The sequence below is a fragment of the Nonomuraea sp. LPB2021202275-12-8 genome, from assembly GCF_037044575.1.
Classification (GTDB): domain Bacteria; phylum Actinomycetota; class Actinomycetes; order Streptosporangiales; family Streptosporangiaceae; genus Nonomuraea.
In genome coordinates this window covers 37,608-52,173 of sequence record NZ_JBAHWD010000018.1, presented here as the reverse complement: position 1 = coordinate 52,173, position 14,566 = coordinate 37,608, and the positions used below count along the sequence as shown (strand labels likewise).

Sequence of the window (14,566 nt, the reverse complement as noted above, 5' to 3'; positions counted from 1 at the left end):
CGTGCCCGCGCAGGTGTCTTTCGGAGGCGGGCATTAGCATCGCCGGATGACTACCTGCGCATATGTGACGTTCGACGACCGTGATGAACATGATGACGAGCGGGGGCCGGCCCTCGAGGCCTGGCATGCGGTGGGCATCGAGGGCCGGACGGAGCGCTGGGACGATCCGGAAGCCGACTGGAGCGCCTATGACGCCGTCGTGGTCCGCTCGGCCTGGGACTACCTGGACCGCAGAGCCGAATTCCTGGCCTGGACCCGGCAGGTGGAGTCCGTCACCCGGTTGCTCAACCCGGCCGCCGTCATCGAGGCCAACACCGACAAGACCTACCTGCGCGATCTCGGCGTTCCGACGGTGCCCACGCACTGGTCGTCGCGGGAGCTGCCGCGCTGGGACGAATATGTCGTGAAGCCCGCGATCTCCGCGGGCGCCCGCGACACGATCAGGACCACCGACCGAGGTCGCGCGCAGGCACACGCCGCCGCTCTGGAGTCCACCGGGCGCACGCCCATGGTCCAGCCCTACCTCGACATGGTCGAATCCGAGGGTGAGACCTCACTGCTCTACTTCAACCGCCGCTTCAGTCATGCGGTCAGGCGCACGCCTATGCTCGTGCCGGGCATGACCGGCGCGGACAACCCACGGGCGCAGTCGCGCACCCCGGCCCCGGACCAGGTCGAACTCGCGGAGAAGGTGCTTGCCGCCATCCCTCAGGCCCTTCTGTACGCCAGGATCGACCTGGTCCGGCTCCATGACGGCAGCCCGGCGGTCATCGAGGTGGAGCTGAGCGAGCCGTACCTCTACCTGCGATACGAGCCCACGGCGGCCGCGAACCTCGCCACCGCCCTGCGTGAGCTGGTCGAGCCGATCAGCAGGTGATGCCGCCGTCGACGGGGATGACGGTGCCGGTCAGGTAGGCGCCGGCGCGGGAGGACAGGAAGATCGCCGCCCCGGCCATGTCGTCGGGCCGGCCGATGCGGCCCAGGGGAACGTTGGCGGCGATGGCGTCGCGGGTGGACGGGTCGTCGAGGGCGAAGGCCATCATCTTGGACTCGAACGGCCCCGGAGCCAGCGCGTTGACCGTGATGTGCTCGCGGGCGAGCTGCTTGGCGAGGTGCCTGGTCAGCATGTGGACGCCCGACTTGGTGGTCGAGTAGGCGAAGGTCTCCAGCGCTGGCACCCTGATCCCGTCGACCGAGCCCACATTGATCACCCGCGCCGGGTCGTCCGCGCTCGCGGCCTGCCGCAGCCGGGGCAGGAAGTGCTGGGTCACGTAGAAGACGCCCTTGACGTTGATGTTCCAGAGCTTGTCGAAGGCGTGTTCGGGATACTCCTCCAGCGGCGCGCCCCAGGTCGCGCCGGCGTTGTTCACCAGCACGTGCACCGGCCCGTCGACGGCCGACACCAGCGCCTCCACCCCCTCGGGGGTGGACAGGTCCGCGACCACGGACGAGCAGCCCAGCTCGGCGGCCGTCTTCTCGACCTCGGCGGCCTTGCGCGCGGAGATGTGCACCTTCGCGCCCGCCTCGACGAACCCGGCCGCGATCATGCGTCCGATACCCCGCGACCCCCCTGTGACGACGACGGTCTTGCCTTCCACCGAGAACAGAGTCATGTTCCGGAAGCATGCCATACCAACCGGTCGGTTGCCATCCCTCTGCTCAGCCGTTGTCCTTCACCCACAGGGCCAGCAGCCCCCGAAAGTGCGCGACGAACCCGTCCCGTTCCCGCGCCGGGTATGTCGCCGTCACCGTGTCCACCAACAGCCGGTCGAAGTCCGGCCCGGCCACCCAGTCCAGCACGATCTCGTCGAGATGTCCCAGCCGGCTGTCGCAGAACTCCTGGTATCGCTCGGTCTCGAAGTAGGCGTCGGCCAGCCGCCGGTAGCTCGCCAGCCGCTCCTCGTACGACCCGGTCACCGCGAAGTATTCACGCGGGTCCAGGTCCAGCCGGGGACTGCGCCCGGTGGCCACGCAGAACACGCTCCAGCGCACCAGCGCCTTGATCGCCCAGGGAAAGTAGTAGTGCAGGCTCGTCAGTGCCACGTCCGGGCAGGCGTTGGCGTAGTCGATCGGGTGCACGTCCGCGCCCTTGACGAGCGTCTCGCAGGAGTTGAACTCCCACCTGAAGAAGGCGTTCACCAGCCGGCCGATCGTGACGACCTCCTCACCCACCTCGGGGGAGAGGAACTCGTGGTCCACGGCGTAGCGGTCGTGCATCGGCTCGTCGGGCCGAAAGCGCATCACCATGGTCTCCGCCCCGATGGACAGCGACCGCGCGAACACGTCGTAGCCCTCGACGGCCTTCTGCAGGTGCATGAGCATCTCGCCGCTCTCGTCGTAGGCGCGGTGCAACGCCTCCCTGTCCCGCACCAGCGACACCCCGCGCCACGCCCCGCCGTCGTAGGGCTTCATGAACAGCGGATAGCCGATCCGCTCGGCGACCGCGTCGAGGTCGAACGGCTGGTTGTAGCGCGCCGCCGTGAAGGCGTACCGCGCGTTGTCCGGCGGGTTCTTGTACGGCACGAGCACCGTCTGCGGCACCTTCAGCCCGAGCCGGATCATCGCGCAGTAAGCGGCGTGCTTCTCCATGGACTGGAACGTGAACGGGCTGTTCAGCAGGTAGACGTCGTCCATCATGGCGATCTTCTTCAGCCACTCGCGCGGGTGGTAGTACCAGTACGCGAGCCGGTCGATCACCAGGTCGTGCCGGGGCCTGTCACGCAGGTCGAACGGCTCGATCGTGATGCGTTCCACGCCGAACTCCCCGGCGCCCGCGATCGGCCCCAGCCGCTGCAGGACCGTCTCGAACGCTGCAGGCCAGTCCTCCTCGGTCCCCAGCAGTAACCCGATGAGCCGCTTCACCGTGCATTCCTCCCACTGGCCGTCAGACTCCGGGGAGACGGCCGTTGCGGAACAGGTCGACGAACCGTTGATGGTCTTCCCGGGCCTGTGCCCCATAGCGGTGGGCGAAATCCACCAGGGTCGCGGCGAATCCGGTCCCGTCGCCGCCCACCACCGCCACGATCGCCTCCTCGGTGGAGAAGCTGACCAGGTCATGGCTGGACTCGTCGTCGGCGACCGAGTGCATGCGCGCCACCGCCCGGCCCAGATCCCGGACGATCGCGTGCAACTCCGCCGGCTCGTTGACGTCGTCCCAGTCCAGGTCCGCGGAGTACGGCGAGACCTCGGCCACGAGCTGCCCGACGCCGTTCAGCGCGGTGTAGCCGAGCCACGGGTCGGCGTAGGCCTGCAGCGCCCGCTGCGACTCGGCCGTCCGGTGCCCCTGGTGGCGGAAGTAGCGCGTCACCTTCTCATCGGTGACATACCGCGCCACCGCCGGCACCTGCGCCTGCTTCATGTAGAGGATGACGTCGTTCTCCAGCGCCTGCGACCGTCCTTCCAGCAGCAGGTTGTAGGAGGGCAGCCCGGCCGAGCCGATGCCCACGCCCTTGCGCAGCGCCATGTCCTTGATGACGTGCTCGACCGGGTTCGACGGGGTGGGCAGCGTCGTCAGGTAGTCCTCGAACGCCGCCAGCACCGCACCCCGGATCCCGGGGTCGACGGGCTCGCGCCCCTCCATGAACGCGAAGCGCCGGTCGTAGTCCTCGACCACCGTCTCGACGTCCAGCATCGCCACCCGCGTGCTCAGCCGGGCCGTCTGCAGCACCCGGTGCAGCACGCCCGAGGTGGTGTCGAGCGTGAGCGCCCCGATGGCGTCGTCGCCGCCCCGCGAGATGGCGGTCAGCTCGGTCAGGTAGGCCCCGGCGAATCCGCTGACCAGCCCGCCGATCGCCTCGTCCGACAGCGCCTTGGCGTAGCCCAGCAGCGCCACGCTGGCGGCGAAGCGCTTGAGATCCCAGATGTACGGCCCGACGTACGCCTCGTCGAAGTCGTTGACGTTGAACACCAGCACGCCGGAGGCGTTCATGTAGGTGCCGAAGTTCTCCGCGTGCAGGTCGCCGTGGATCCACACCCGGCTCGTCGCCGGGTCGAGGTGGGAGTCGTCGGCGTACGGCCCGGTCAGGTCCGCGTAGAACAGGCACGCGCTGCCCCGGTAGAACGCGAACGGTGAGGCCGCCATCTTCCGGAACTTCCTCCTGAAAGCGGGAGGATCACGCTTGATCGATTCGCCGAACTCCGCCATGAGGACATCGAGCAGGTAGGAAGAGCGTGTGCCCATACTGCGGACACTAGATCGCGCCCGCCTTCCCGCCTAGTCCGGCTCCGGCCAGGCGTGTTGCGAGGTGGCGTTCGGTCGTGCTCGGGCTGCTGGCGGAGAAGTCCGACGGGCCGGACGATGTCCCACCTCGTGGACGCGACGCGGACGAACCCCTCGACCGGGCGGCTGGGGAGATGATCTCCAGAGGGTGAGCCTCGTGGCTCTCGCGCATGAACACTGGGGAACGTCGCCCCCTGAGAAACACAAGGAGTTCTCCGATGGACAGCACGATGGACGAACCGAATGGCCGCCCGGTGAGCGAGCCGCCGCTTCTGGGCGCGTTCCGGCTCCCGGACGGTTCCTGGATCCGCGGCCGCGGACTGCGTCACCCGCTGCCGGAGGGATCATTGCCCGATTTCGGCCTTTACCTCGGCTCCGGGCGGCTCGTCCGCCGCCATGAGGATGGGCTGCGGTGGCCGCACGCTTGGATCGAGTGGCCCGACTTCCTGCTGCCTCGCGACCACGACCTGGCCGTACGGCAGATCCGCGCGCTGCACGAGCGGGCGCGGGCGGGCGACGCGGTGGAGGTCGCTTGTGGAGGCGGCGTCGGCCGCACCGGTACGGTCATCGCCTGCCTGGCGATCCTGGCCGGCCTCGATCCGGTCGACGCCGTCGTCTGGACGCGCGAGCACCACCACCAGCGAGCCGTGGAGACCCCGTGGCAGCGCCGTTGGGTCCTGCGCTTCCGATGAGGACATCCCATGAGCCGGCCGGCGTGGCCGTACCTGACAGTCCGGAGTCGTTGACGCCACGTCCAGCCGGCAGGGTGCCTCGACCATCGCGTCGGACAGCGCCGCCACCGGCGCCTCAGCCCGAGGGGTCGACGAACGCCCCGTAGCCGCCTCGGAAGAACACCAGCGGGCCGCCGTCGGCGTGGGTGTCGAGCTGCAGCACCCGGGCCACCACGATCATGTGGTCACCGGCCGGGTGCTCGGCCTCCACCGAGCAGTCGATCCAGGCCAGCGCGCCGTCGAGCACCGGGTTGCCGCCGGGCGAGCCGGTCCAGCGCAGTCCGGCGAACTTGTCGCCGCCGCGGCTGGCGAGCTGGGCGCAGACGGCCTGCTGGTCCTCGGCCAGGACGTTGACGGTCAGCACCTTGGCGCCGCGCACTCTGGGCCAGCTCGTGCTGGTGTGCGCCACGCAGAACGCCACCAGCGGCGGGTCGAGGGACACCGAGGTGAAGGAATTGGCCGCCAGGCCGTAGGGCCGGCCGTCCGCCGGGTCGATCGCCGTGATCGCCACCACGCCGGTGGCGAACCGGCCGAGCACCGACCTGAACGTCCGGCTGTCGAGGTGGCCGTTGCCGCTGGAAGGGCCGGTCGGCATGGCGGCTCCGTTGCGAGTCCTGCGCTGGCGAGGCGTCAAGGGCGCGACCCGCCGCTCCGGCGCGATCACCTTGGGCGCGTGCGTGCTCGTCGCGGCCAGGCCGGCCGCGTGCGTGGACGGCACGACTCCGGTCGACGGCGTGCTCGGTGCGAGCCCCGGCGTGTGCGGCGCGCTCGCGCCGGCCTGCGTGCCCGGCGCGATCAGCCCGGCGGCGTGCGTGCCCATGGTCGCCTCCTCTTCACCCTGTCGCAGCAATCATACCAAGCGCTTGCTTGGACGGTAGGCTCGTCCCCGAAAGGCTGTCAAGCGGAATGCCGTACGCGTTGACATGTCGCGAAATTTCGACCTAGCTTGACCTTGTGGCCAAGCGCTTGCTTGAATTTCGGAACCGTACGGCCGTGGCCGGAGTGGGGTACACGGCCTTCACCAGGGACTCCGGGGTCAGCACGCTCACCCTGGCCTGCCGGGCGATCATGGCGGCCCTCGCCGACGCCGGGCTCGGTCCGGACGATGTGGACGGTCTGGCCACCCATCGGGTGGGAGACTCGGCGGCGCCCTCGCTCGTCGGCCCGGCGCTCGGCGTGCACGATCCCACCTGGTACCTGGACCAGTTCGGCGGCGGCAGCGTCTCGCACGCGGTCGTCGCCCAGGCGGCGCTCGCGGTGGCGGCGGGCATGGCCGACACCGTGGTCTGCTATCGGGCGATCAACGCCCGCTCGGAGTTCCGCATGGGAGGCACCGGCCGGGGCCTGCCGGTCAGCCCGGAGGTCCAGTTCCAGGCCCCGTACGGGTACTTCGCGCCGCCGCAGCAGTACGCCATGTACGCCCGCGCCCACATGCTGAAATATGGCACTAAAGCGGAGCATTTCGGGCAGATAGCCGTCACCCAGCGCGCGTCTGCGGCCAAGAATCCCCGCGCCCTCATGCGGACCCCCGTCACCCTCGACGACTACCTGGCCAGCAGATGGATCGCGGAGCCGTTCAGGCTCCTGGACTGCTGTCTGGAGACCGACGGCGCCTGCGCCCTGGTCATCACCACTGCCGAGCGCGCCCGCGCCCTCCGCAGCCCTCCGGTGCTCATCTCGGCCGCCGCCTGGGGAGGTGGCGCCTCCCACCTGTCGGGCGGCGCCCCGGACCCCACCACGACCGCCGCCGCCCGCCTCGCCCCGCGCCTGTACGCCCAGGCGGGACTGGGGCCCTCGGACATCGACGTGGCGCAGCTCTACGACTGCTTCACCTACTCCGTGCTCGTCCAACTGGAGGACTACGGCTTCTGCCGCAAGGGCGAAGGCGGCCCGTACGTGGCCTCGGGCGCCACCGCCCCGGACGGCGCGCTCCCGGTCAACACGCACGGCGGCTTCCTCTCGGAGGGCTACGTGCACGGCATCAACCACATCGCCGAGGCGGTCTCCCAGCTCCGCGGCGAGGCCGCCGACCGCCAGGTGCCCGGCGCCGAGGTGGCACTGTCCACCGCCCAGCCCGGCTACATCCTCCCCGCCACCTCCGCCCTCATCCTCACGAAGGCCTGAGCGCGGGGATGGCCAAGCCCGGACCGCTCCCGGTGTCAGAGAGGCTCGACCGTGTCTGAAAGACCACTTCCCGCCCGCGGCAGGCCGGCTCCGGTGCCCGACCGTGACTCGGCGGCGTGGTGGGAGCGGCTGGCCCGGCACGAGTTCGCGGTCCAGCGCTGCGGCTCCTGCGGCGCCGCGCGCTTCCCGCCCAGAGCCTTCTGCCCCGAGTGCCGCGGCGAGGGCGGCGACTGGGAGCCGGTGGAGCCGGTGGGCACGGTGGAGAGCTGGATCGTCAACCACCAGGCGTTCGGGTTCGGAGGCGCGGAGCCGTACGTCGTGGTGATGGTGCGGCTCGCGGCCGTGCCCGGATGCTTCGCCTACGGCAACTGGCGCGGCGACCGGGAGCCGCGGGGCGGAGAGGCCGTGCTGGGCGTCTACACGCGGGTGGACCAGGAACTGTCGCTGCTGGACTGGCGGCCGGCCGGATAGCGGCCCGGAGCGGAGCCGGACGGCGGCCCCGGACGGAGGAACGCGCGCCCTGGCGGGCGTGGGGGACCCGCCAGGACGCGCTTCCTGCCCCGTGTGCGGCGGCGCCAGGACTCCGGCGAGGGATGGAGTCCTAGCTCGCGTGTTCGCGCACGGAGTGGGTGGGGGAGTGAACCCGTCTTCGGACCACACGATCGGCTCGGTCGACGTGGAGAGCGGAACTGCCGCGCCCATTGCTCTGGTTGATGTGGGTGAATCCCTGGCGACGCAACGCGTAACGCAGTAAACGTGTTGCTTCGCGGGGGTAGTCCCAGGGCAGGTACGGCGTACCCGCGCGGACCGGCACCACCGGCCCTCACCCCCTCACCGGCCTTTCGATGGATTTGTACCAACGAATGGATGATGCGGCTGGCGATGCCGTCCGGTCAAGGGGTGATGGCCTGCTAGAACCAGATCGTCTAAATTGTTGGAACAAAAGGGGTGAAAGTGGCAAGGTCGGTGCTGTATCAGCAGGTGGCTTCGGAGCTACGAAGGGCCATCTACTCCGGCGTACTCGGCCCCGGAGCGCAGCTGCCGACTGAGGCGCAACTCATGGAAGACCATGGGGTGAGCAGGAACACCGTCAGGTTGGCCCTCGGTGAGCTGGTGAATGAGGGACTTGTCACGCGCACGCCACGACGCGGCACAGTGGTCAGGGATCGCAGGCCGCTCCTGATCTACCCCCAGCGGGAGCTGGAGCCGCAACCCGCAGGGGAGCTGCGGGAGGCCTTCGCGTTCGCCGTCACGCAGGAAGGCCGCGCGCCCAGCCAGTACATCGAGGTGCTGACCGTGTCTCCTGTCGAGGAGATCGCCAGCAGGCTGGAGTTGGCCGACGGAGAGCTCGCGGTGGTGCGGCGCCGCCTGCGGTTCGTGGACGGCCAGCCCTACAACACCAACGACTCCTACTTTCCCCGGGAACTGGTGGGCAACTCAGAGATCGCCCGTCCCGGCGACATCGCACGAGGCGCCAACCGGGTGCTGGAAGAGCTGGGACACGCGCAGGTGCGCGTGGTGGACGACATCTGGGCGCGCATGCCCAACCAGGAAGAGTCTGAGCGGCTCCAGTTGGAGCTCGGCACGCCAGTTGTGGTTTATGTCCGAGTCGGATACGACGATGGGGACATGCCGGTGCGCGTTGCGGTGTCGGTGCTACCTGCCGACAAACATCTGATCAGATACGAGCTCGACGGCCGCTGACCGAGCTCGGTTGGGGGTGATCCGCCCGGCCGCGGCGCAGCGAGCTTGCAGTCTCGCTGGGCGCGGGGAGTCGTGCACGCTCCCCTAATAGCGATTTATCCGTATATATCGGGTTATCAGCCCAATTGGGGTTGCGTCCCATAAACCCATTACACACCGCATTCGTGTCAACACTCAACGCAACGAGAGGTGACCCATGCACGCCAACACCCTGCTGCACCCGCTGACCCTCCGGCGGGCCGAGCCTGACGATCTTCCGGGCGTTCTCGCCCTCCTCGCCCACACCGCCGAGTGGCTGCACTCGCGGGGCGTCCGCCAGTGGCCCCGCGACGGCTTCGGCCCCGATCGCATCGCGCCCCTCATCGAGGATCGGGTGCTGTTCCTGCTCGACGACGAGTTGCGCTACTTCGACGCGGGCGAGCCGGTCCCGCCGGTGGCCACGATCGCCCTCGACGGGCACGCGGACGCCGACTTCTGGACCCCGGACGACGATCCGCGCGCGGCGCTGTACGTGCACAAGCTGGCCGTGGCCCGCCCCTGGTCGGGCAGCGGCCTGGGCGATGCCCTGCTGGACTGGGCCGGAGTCACCGCCTACGAGTCCGGCCTGCCATGGCTGCGGCTCGACTGCGCCAAGGGCAACGCGCGCCTGCAGGGCTACTACCGCAGCCGGGGTTTTCGGCATCTGCGGACGGTCGACCTCCCCCACCGCGCCTCAGGCGCCCTCTTCCAGCGCCCGGCGACGGACGCGGCGATCACGGCCTTCCGTGATCTCGCCTTCCCGGAACTGATCAGCGCCTGATCGGTTCCGCACCTCCGAGCTCCGGGCCCGGGTATCCGGGCCGCTCGGAGGATTTTTTCTGCCTCGGCAGTTCCGTCGGCCCGGGCTAAAAGGTGCAGAGCACCCTATAACCTCTGCTGCATGACCGGATCCCTCCTTGAGGTGATCGCGCTGAACGTGCGCGACGCCGTGGCCGCTGAACAGGGTGGCGCCGACCGTCTGGAGGTCGTCGCCGACATGGCGGCCGACGGGCTGACCCCGTCGCCGGAGACGGTCGCGGCGATCGCCGCGGAGTGCCCGCTGCCGCAGATGGTGATGCTGCGCAGCCGCGCCGGGTTCACCGCCGACGCCGCCGAGCTGGACCGGTTGCGCCGCGATGCCAGGGCGCTGGCTCAGGCCGGTGCGGCGGGCTTCGTGTTCGGATTCCTCGACGAGGCCGGCGCGGTGGACCCGGCCGCCACGGACGCGCTCATCCACGGGGTGTCGCCGCTGCCGTGGACGTTCCACCGCGCCGTCGACCACGCGGCCGACGTGCAGGCCTCCTGGCGCGCGGTGCGGCTGCTGCCCAACCTGGCCACGGTCCTCACCGCGGGCTCGCCCCACGGCGTCGGCGACGGCCTGCCGGTGCTGAAGGGCCGCGCCGACGCGGGCGACGGCTCCATCATCCTTGCGGGCGGCGGACTCAAGCCCGCCCACGTGCCGGACCTGCTGGACTACGGCGTGCGCGCCTTCCACGTCGGCTCGGCCGTGCGGCAGAGCTGGTCGGAGCCGGTCGACGCGCGTCTGGTCCGCCGCTGGCGCGCCCTGGTCGAACGCGACTGACCCTGACGGCAGCCTCGAGAGCCTCCGCAGTCAGCTCAGCGCCGAGTCGGCTCTGCGGAGAGCGGCCGCCAGCGTCCTGATCGTCGCGGGCTCGTCCATGACGCCGCCCCCGGCAGCCCGCCGCTCCTCCCAGGCCAGCACCCGATCCCGGTAGGAGTCGTAACGTGCCAGGTGGAAGGCGTAGACGGTGGCGAAGCGGCTCACCAGATGCGCCGGGTGCATATCCCACCCCTGGTAGAAGCCGTGCGCGAGCGAGTGCCTGACCAGCTCGGCGTGCCGGCGCCACAGCGCGTGGACGTCCCCGGCCGAGCCGGAGGCGGGCGAGGCGGCGAGCGACCCGTCGGACAGCTCGACCCCGGTGCCCGCGAACGCCGTCTGCATCACGTGCCTGGCATGGTCGCAGGCGGGATGGTCGAGCCGCTGCTCGTGCGGCGGCAGCCCGATCGCGGCGGTGTAGTCGAAGACCCCGAAGTGGGCCGCGGCCAGCCGCCCGCCGAGCGCCTCGGCCAGGTCCCCGCGCAGGAACAGCACCGTCTGCGGCGCCTCCACCTGGATCTCGAACCGGAGCCTGCCCCCCAGCCCGAGCCCCTCCTCCAGCCGCTGGAGAAAGCCGGCGAACTGCGCCAGATAGTCCTCCATCACGACCTTGGGGAACGTCACCGTGAATCCGCCGGGCAGTTCCCCGGCTCGCTCCACCATCCCGGTGACGAAGCCGTCCAGCGTCCGCAGCGAGCGCGCGGGGTCGCCGTCGGCGAACGACTTCACCCGCGGCCCCCACCGGCGCGGCAGCGTCCCGCTCTCGTGCATCCGGGCCAGCGCCTCGACCGCCTGCTCGACGTGGCCGTCCTCCTCCTGTGGCCGCACCCCGTACCCGTCCTCGAAGTCCACCCGCAGGTCCTCGACCGGCTCGGCGGCGAGCTTGCGCAGCACCCTGTCGTGTACGGCGGTCGCCAGGACGGCGGGCAGCCCGAACACCTCGGCGAGCTCGCCCGGGCCGGCCAGGTGGGCCTTGGCCAGGGCCAGCGCCTCGTCGCCCCACGCGGCGACGGTGCCCGCCGAGAACCGGTCGGCCGGCACGTACACGGTGTGCACCGGCTGCCAACCGGGTTCGGCCACGGGATAGCGGGCCTGCTGGACCGCGTGGGCCTCCTCGAATCCGTCGGCGTGATGGCCGCTCGCGGTGACGCGCATGTGTTCCCTTCGCGGATCAGGGCCTGCAGGCCCGCAGCATGGCTTCCAGCCCGACCAGCTTGACCCGCTCGCCGCGGCCCAGCGACCTGGCGAGCTCGGTCTCGGCCGCCTCGATGGCCTGCCACTCGGTGTATGTCACGGGGTGCACGCCCCGCTCGGCCAGCAGCGAGTCGATGGACGCGGGCCGTGGCCGCTCGGCGCCGGCCAGGTCGGACAGGAGCGTGCGGACCGTCTCGGCGGCGTCGGACTTGTTGGTGCCGATCACCCCCGTGGGCCCGCGCTTGAGCCAGCCCGCCACGTATTCGCGCTCGCGCACCCGGCCCGCCTCGTTCGGCACGGTCATCGTCCGCTCCGAGAACGGCACGCCCGGCAGCGGCACGCTCTGATAGCCGACCGAGCGCAGCACCATGCCGACGGGCAGCGTCTCGTACTCGCCGGTGCCCACCACCCGGCCCTCCTCCGACAGCCGGGTGCGTTCGAGTCTGAGCCCTTCCACCCGGTCGGCGCCCAGGATCTCCACCGGGCGCAGCCAGAAGCGCACGTCCAGGCGGCGCGGGCGGCCGACGGGCGCGCGGTCCGCCCAGGAGCGCAGCACCTCGATGTTGCCGCGGATCTGCCGGGGGAAGTCGCCGCCCAGCACCACGGCCTCCTCCTGGCGCACGCAGACGTCGGCGTTGGCCAGGTCACCGAGCTCGCGCAGCTCCTTGAGGGTGAACTTGGCGTGCTCCGGGCCCCGCCGGCCGATCATGTGGATGGCCTTGACCTGGCTCTCCTCCAGGCGTTCGAGCACGTCGTGCGGCACGTCGGTGGCGCTCAGCTCCTCGGCGGTCTTGGCCAGGACGCGGACCACGTCGACGGCCACGTTGCCGACGCCGATCACCGCGACCTCGGGGCTGTCCAGCGTGAACCTCGACGGGTCGACGTCCGGATGGCCGCAGTACCAGTTGACGAAGTCGGTGGCGGCCACGCTGCCCGGCAGGTCCTCGCCCGGGATGCCCAGCTTCCTGTCGACCATCGCGCCGGTGGCGTAGACGACGGCGTCGTAGTGGGCCAGCAGGTCCTCCACCGACAGGTGCTCGCCCAGGGTGACGCCGCCGAGGAAGCGCACCTCGGGCAGCTCCAGGACCCTGCGCAGGTAGTTGGCGATGGACTTGATAGAGGTGTGGTCGGGCGCGACCCCGTATCTGACCAGCCCGTACGGGGTCGGCAGGCGTTCCAGCACGTCCACCTCGACGGGCCCGGCCGACTGTTTCACCAGTGCTTCCGCCGTGTAGATCCCGGCGGGGCCCGACCCGATGACCGCCACGCGCAACGTCACGTTGCCTCCCTATACCGGCATACCGGCGCACCAGGTACAACCGGTCGGCGTGATCGATGTATCCCGGCTCGATACTGATCCTCCTCCAGGAGAGCCGGGCTCTCAAGGACGTCGTGGTACCGGTCGCTCGCGCAGCGCGGGCTTGTCGATCTTGCCGTTGGCGTTCGTGGGCAGGAAGTCCACCACGATGATCCGCTTGGGCACCTTGTAACCGGACATGTTGGCCCGCGCCCAGGCGCGCAGCTCCTCGGGATCGGCCGTGACGCCGGGTCTGGGCACCACGTAGGCCAGGCCCGCCTCGCCGGACACCGGATCGGGCACGCCGACCACGGCGGCCTGGGCGAGCGAGCCCTCGAGTAACAGGAGTGATTCCACCTCGGCGGGGGAGACGTTGAAGCCGTTGACGATATATAGGTCTTTCTTCCGGTCGACTATCGCGAGATTTCCGGACTTGTCCAAGACGCCGATGTCGCCGGTGTGGAGCCAGCCGTCCTCGTCCACGGCCTCGGCGCTCTTGTCCGGCTCGCCCCAGTAGCCGCGCATCACCCCGTAGCCGCGCTGAAGGATCTCCCCGCGTTCCCCGGTCGCCACCTGTTCGCCGTGGTCGTCCACGATCCGCACCTCGATGCCCGGCACCGGCCGGCCGGTGGTGGACGCGATCACCTCGACCGGATCGCCGGCCCTGGTCATGGAGACGACCGTGCCCTCCATCAGACCGTACGCGTTGATCATGCGCTCCAGCCCGACCCGCTCCACCAGGCGGTTGATCAGCGCGGGCGGCACCGCGGCCGCGCCGCAGATGGCCACGCGCAGCGACGACACGTCCCACTCGCCCCGGTCCAGCTCGTCGAGCAGCCGGTAGAAGAGCGTGGGCGGCCCGGCCAGGATGCTCGCCCGGCCCGCGGAGATCAGCGACATCAGCGCGTCGGGCGCGAACACCCGGATGGGCATCATCGAGGCCCGCCGCAGCACGCAGGCCACCAGCCCGGCGTTGAGCCCGAACCCGTGGCTGAACGGCGCGATCACCGGATAGCGGTCGTGCTCGTCCAGCGTGACGATCTCCGACCAGTCCCAGTAGCCGCGCAGGACCTGCGCGTGATCGAGCATCACCCCCTTGGGCGTGCCGGTGGTGCCGGAGGTGGACATGATCTCGCACAGGTCGCCGGGCCGTACGGCGAGTGCCCGCTCCTCGACGGCCCGCGGCTCGACGTCCGCGCCGCGCTCGCGCAGCTCGGCGGCGGTCCGCCCGGCCTCCGGGCCGGGCGCGATCACGTGGCGCAGGACGGGCAGCGGCGGCAGCAGACCGGCCGTCGGCGTGCCGTCCGGCCCCTCACCGCTGATGAGGACGCTCGCGCCGGTCTTCTCGATCAGGGCGGCGGCCTCGATCCCCTTGTACCGCGGCGAGAGCGGCACGAGCACGGCGCCCGCGTCCCAGACCGCGAAGGCGTGCACCGCCCAGGAGGGATCGTTCACCCCCCACAGGGCCACCCGGTCGCCCGGACGCACGCCGAGCGCGACGAGCCCGCGCGCGGCGTCCGCGGCCGCCGCGCGCAGCTCCGCCATGCTCGTCCGGATGTCCCCGTCGACGATCACGGTACTGCCGGGGTGGCGCGCGGCCTGGTCACGCAGCATGCGGGGGAGGGTCCCCCAGTCCGGCATCGATCCCATCGTCAACTCGT

Annotated in this window: 14 protein-coding genes; 7 read left to right on the top strand and 7 right to left on the bottom strand. The window is 70.6% G+C overall.

Annotated features, from left to right (window positions below; translation table 11 throughout):
- The first annotated feature begins 46 nt into the window (after nt 1-46).
- Nucleotides 47-877: an ATP-grasp domain-containing protein gene (locus V5E28_RS28735; RefSeq protein WP_336211258.1), complete on the top strand. Its 831-nt coding sequence runs from the start codon at nt 47-49 to the stop codon at nt 875-877.
- Here the strand turns inward: V5E28_RS28735 and V5E28_RS28730 are convergent.
- Genes V5E28_RS28730 through V5E28_RS28720 form a run of 3 tightly spaced genes read right to left on the bottom strand, consistent with a single transcriptional unit; the run spans nt 867 to nt 4,180 of the window.
- Nucleotides 867-1,613, bottom strand: coding sequence for an SDR family oxidoreductase (locus V5E28_RS28730; RefSeq protein ID WP_336211256.1), 747 nt, complete (start codon nt 1,611-1,613; stop codon nt 867-869). The genes V5E28_RS28735 and V5E28_RS28730 overlap by 11 nt on opposite strands.
- Before the next feature lie 46 nt (nt 1,614-1,659).
- Nucleotides 1,660-2,862 carry an ATP-grasp domain-containing protein gene (locus V5E28_RS28725; RefSeq protein WP_336211253.1) on the bottom strand — a complete coding sequence of 401 codons (1,203 nt, stop codon included), beginning with the start codon at nt 2,860-2,862 and terminating at the stop codon, nt 1,660-1,662.
- A 22-nt stretch (nt 2,863-2,884) separates the two neighbouring features.
- The gene (locus V5E28_RS28720) at nt 2,885-4,180 is read right to left on the bottom strand and encodes a DUF2252 domain-containing protein (RefSeq protein ID WP_336211250.1); all 1,296 of its coding nucleotides are present in this window, start codon (nt 4,178-4,180) and stop codon (nt 2,885-2,887) included.
- A gap of 257 nt (nt 4,181-4,437) precedes the next feature.
- Between V5E28_RS28720 and V5E28_RS28715 the strand changes: the two genes are divergently transcribed.
- The gene (locus tag V5E28_RS28715; protein WP_336211248.1) at nt 4,438-4,911 is read left to right on the top strand and encodes a phosphatase domain-containing protein; all 474 of its coding nucleotides are present in this window, start codon (nt 4,438-4,440) and stop codon (nt 4,909-4,911) included.
- Nucleotides 4,912-5,026: 115 nt separating this feature from the next.
- On the opposite strand, the gene V5E28_RS28710 is transcribed toward V5E28_RS28715, so the two are convergent.
- A complete protein-coding gene (locus tag V5E28_RS28710) occupies nt 5,027-5,770 on the bottom strand; it encodes a flavin reductase family protein (RefSeq protein WP_336211245.1) in 744 nt (247 codons plus the stop codon).
- Between the two features lie 146 nt (nt 5,771-5,916).
- On the opposite strand from V5E28_RS28710, the gene V5E28_RS28705 reads away from it, so the two are divergent.
- The 5 genes from V5E28_RS28705 to V5E28_RS28685 all read left to right on the top strand — a co-directional run bounded on the left by V5E28_RS28705 (nt 5,917) and on the right by V5E28_RS28685 (nt 10,378).
- The gene (locus V5E28_RS28705) at nt 5,917-7,074 is read left to right on the top strand and encodes a thiolase C-terminal domain-containing protein (protein WP_336211242.1); all 1,158 of its coding nucleotides are present in this window, start codon (nt 5,917-5,919) and stop codon (nt 7,072-7,074) included.
- Between the two features lie 51 nt (nt 7,075-7,125).
- Nucleotides 7,126-7,545, top strand: coding sequence for a Zn-ribbon domain-containing OB-fold protein (locus tag V5E28_RS28700; RefSeq protein WP_336211240.1), 420 nt, complete (start codon nt 7,126-7,128; stop codon nt 7,543-7,545).
- A 477-nt stretch (nt 7,546-8,022) separates the two neighbouring features.
- Nucleotides 8,023-8,778 (top strand): GntR family transcriptional regulator, encoded by a 756-nt coding sequence (locus V5E28_RS28695; RefSeq protein ID WP_336211237.1) that lies wholly within the window; start codon nt 8,023-8,025, stop codon nt 8,776-8,778.
- Between the two features lie 196 nt (nt 8,779-8,974).
- On the top strand, nt 8,975-9,577 hold the full coding sequence (locus V5E28_RS28690; RefSeq protein ID WP_336211235.1) for a GNAT family N-acetyltransferase: 603 nt from the start codon (nt 8,975-8,977) through the stop codon (nt 9,575-9,577).
- Nucleotides 9,578-9,697: 120 nt separating this feature from the next.
- Nucleotides 9,698-10,378 (top strand): copper homeostasis protein CutC, encoded by a 681-nt coding sequence (locus tag V5E28_RS28685; protein ID WP_336211233.1) that lies wholly within the window; start codon nt 9,698-9,700, stop codon nt 10,376-10,378.
- 30 nt (nt 10,379-10,408) lie between these two features.
- Here the strand turns inward: V5E28_RS28685 and V5E28_RS28680 are convergent, their stop codons facing one another.
- From V5E28_RS28680 to V5E28_RS28670, 3 genes are all read right to left on the bottom strand, one after another.
- Complete coding sequence (locus tag V5E28_RS28680; protein ID WP_336211231.1) at nt 10,409-11,569, bottom strand: DUF6986 family protein; 1,161 nt, start codon at nt 11,567-11,569, stop codon at nt 10,409-10,411.
- 16 nt (nt 11,570-11,585) lie between these two features.
- On the bottom strand, nt 11,586-12,887 hold the full coding sequence (locus V5E28_RS28675) for an FAD-dependent oxidoreductase (RefSeq protein WP_336211228.1): 1,302 nt from the start codon (nt 12,885-12,887) through the stop codon (nt 11,586-11,588).
- Between the two features lie 102 nt (nt 12,888-12,989).
- A complete protein-coding gene (locus V5E28_RS28670; protein WP_336211225.1) occupies nt 12,990-14,546 on the bottom strand; it encodes an AMP-binding protein in 1,557 nt (518 codons plus the stop codon).
- Between the last annotated feature and the right edge of the window lie 20 nt (nt 14,547-14,566).

Excerpts from the sequence above, each read along its gene's own strand:
- V5E28_RS28735 (WP_336211258.1), top strand. The coding sequence starts at position 47 with ATGACTACCTGCGCATATGTGACGTTCGACGACCGTGATGAACATGAT.
- V5E28_RS28730 (WP_336211256.1), bottom strand. The coding sequence starts at position 1,613 with ATGACTCTGTTCTCGGTGGAAGGCAAGACCGTCGTCGTCACAGGGGGG.
- V5E28_RS28720 (WP_336211250.1), bottom strand. The coding sequence starts at position 4,180 with ATGGGCACACGCTCTTCCTACCTGCTCGATGTCCTCATGGCGGAGTTC.
- V5E28_RS28715 (WP_336211248.1), top strand. The coding sequence starts at position 4,438 with ATGGACAGCACGATGGACGAACCGAATGGCCGCCCGGTGAGCGAGCCG.
- V5E28_RS28710 (WP_336211245.1), bottom strand. The coding sequence starts at position 5,770 with ATGGGCACGCACGCCGCCGGGCTGATCGCGCCGGGCACGCAGGCCGGC.
- V5E28_RS28690 (WP_336211235.1), top strand. The coding sequence starts at position 8,975 with ATGCACGCCAACACCCTGCTGCACCCGCTGACCCTCCGGCGGGCCGAG.
- V5E28_RS28685 (WP_336211233.1), top strand. The coding sequence starts at position 9,698 with ATGACCGGATCCCTCCTTGAGGTGATCGCGCTGAACGTGCGCGACGCC.
- V5E28_RS28680 (WP_336211231.1), bottom strand. The coding sequence starts at position 11,569 with ATGCGCGTCACCGCGAGCGGCCATCACGCCGACGGATTCGAGGAGGCC.
- V5E28_RS28670 (WP_336211225.1), bottom strand. The coding sequence starts at position 14,546 with ATGCCGGACTGGGGGACCCTCCCCCGCATGCTGCGTGACCAGGCCGCG.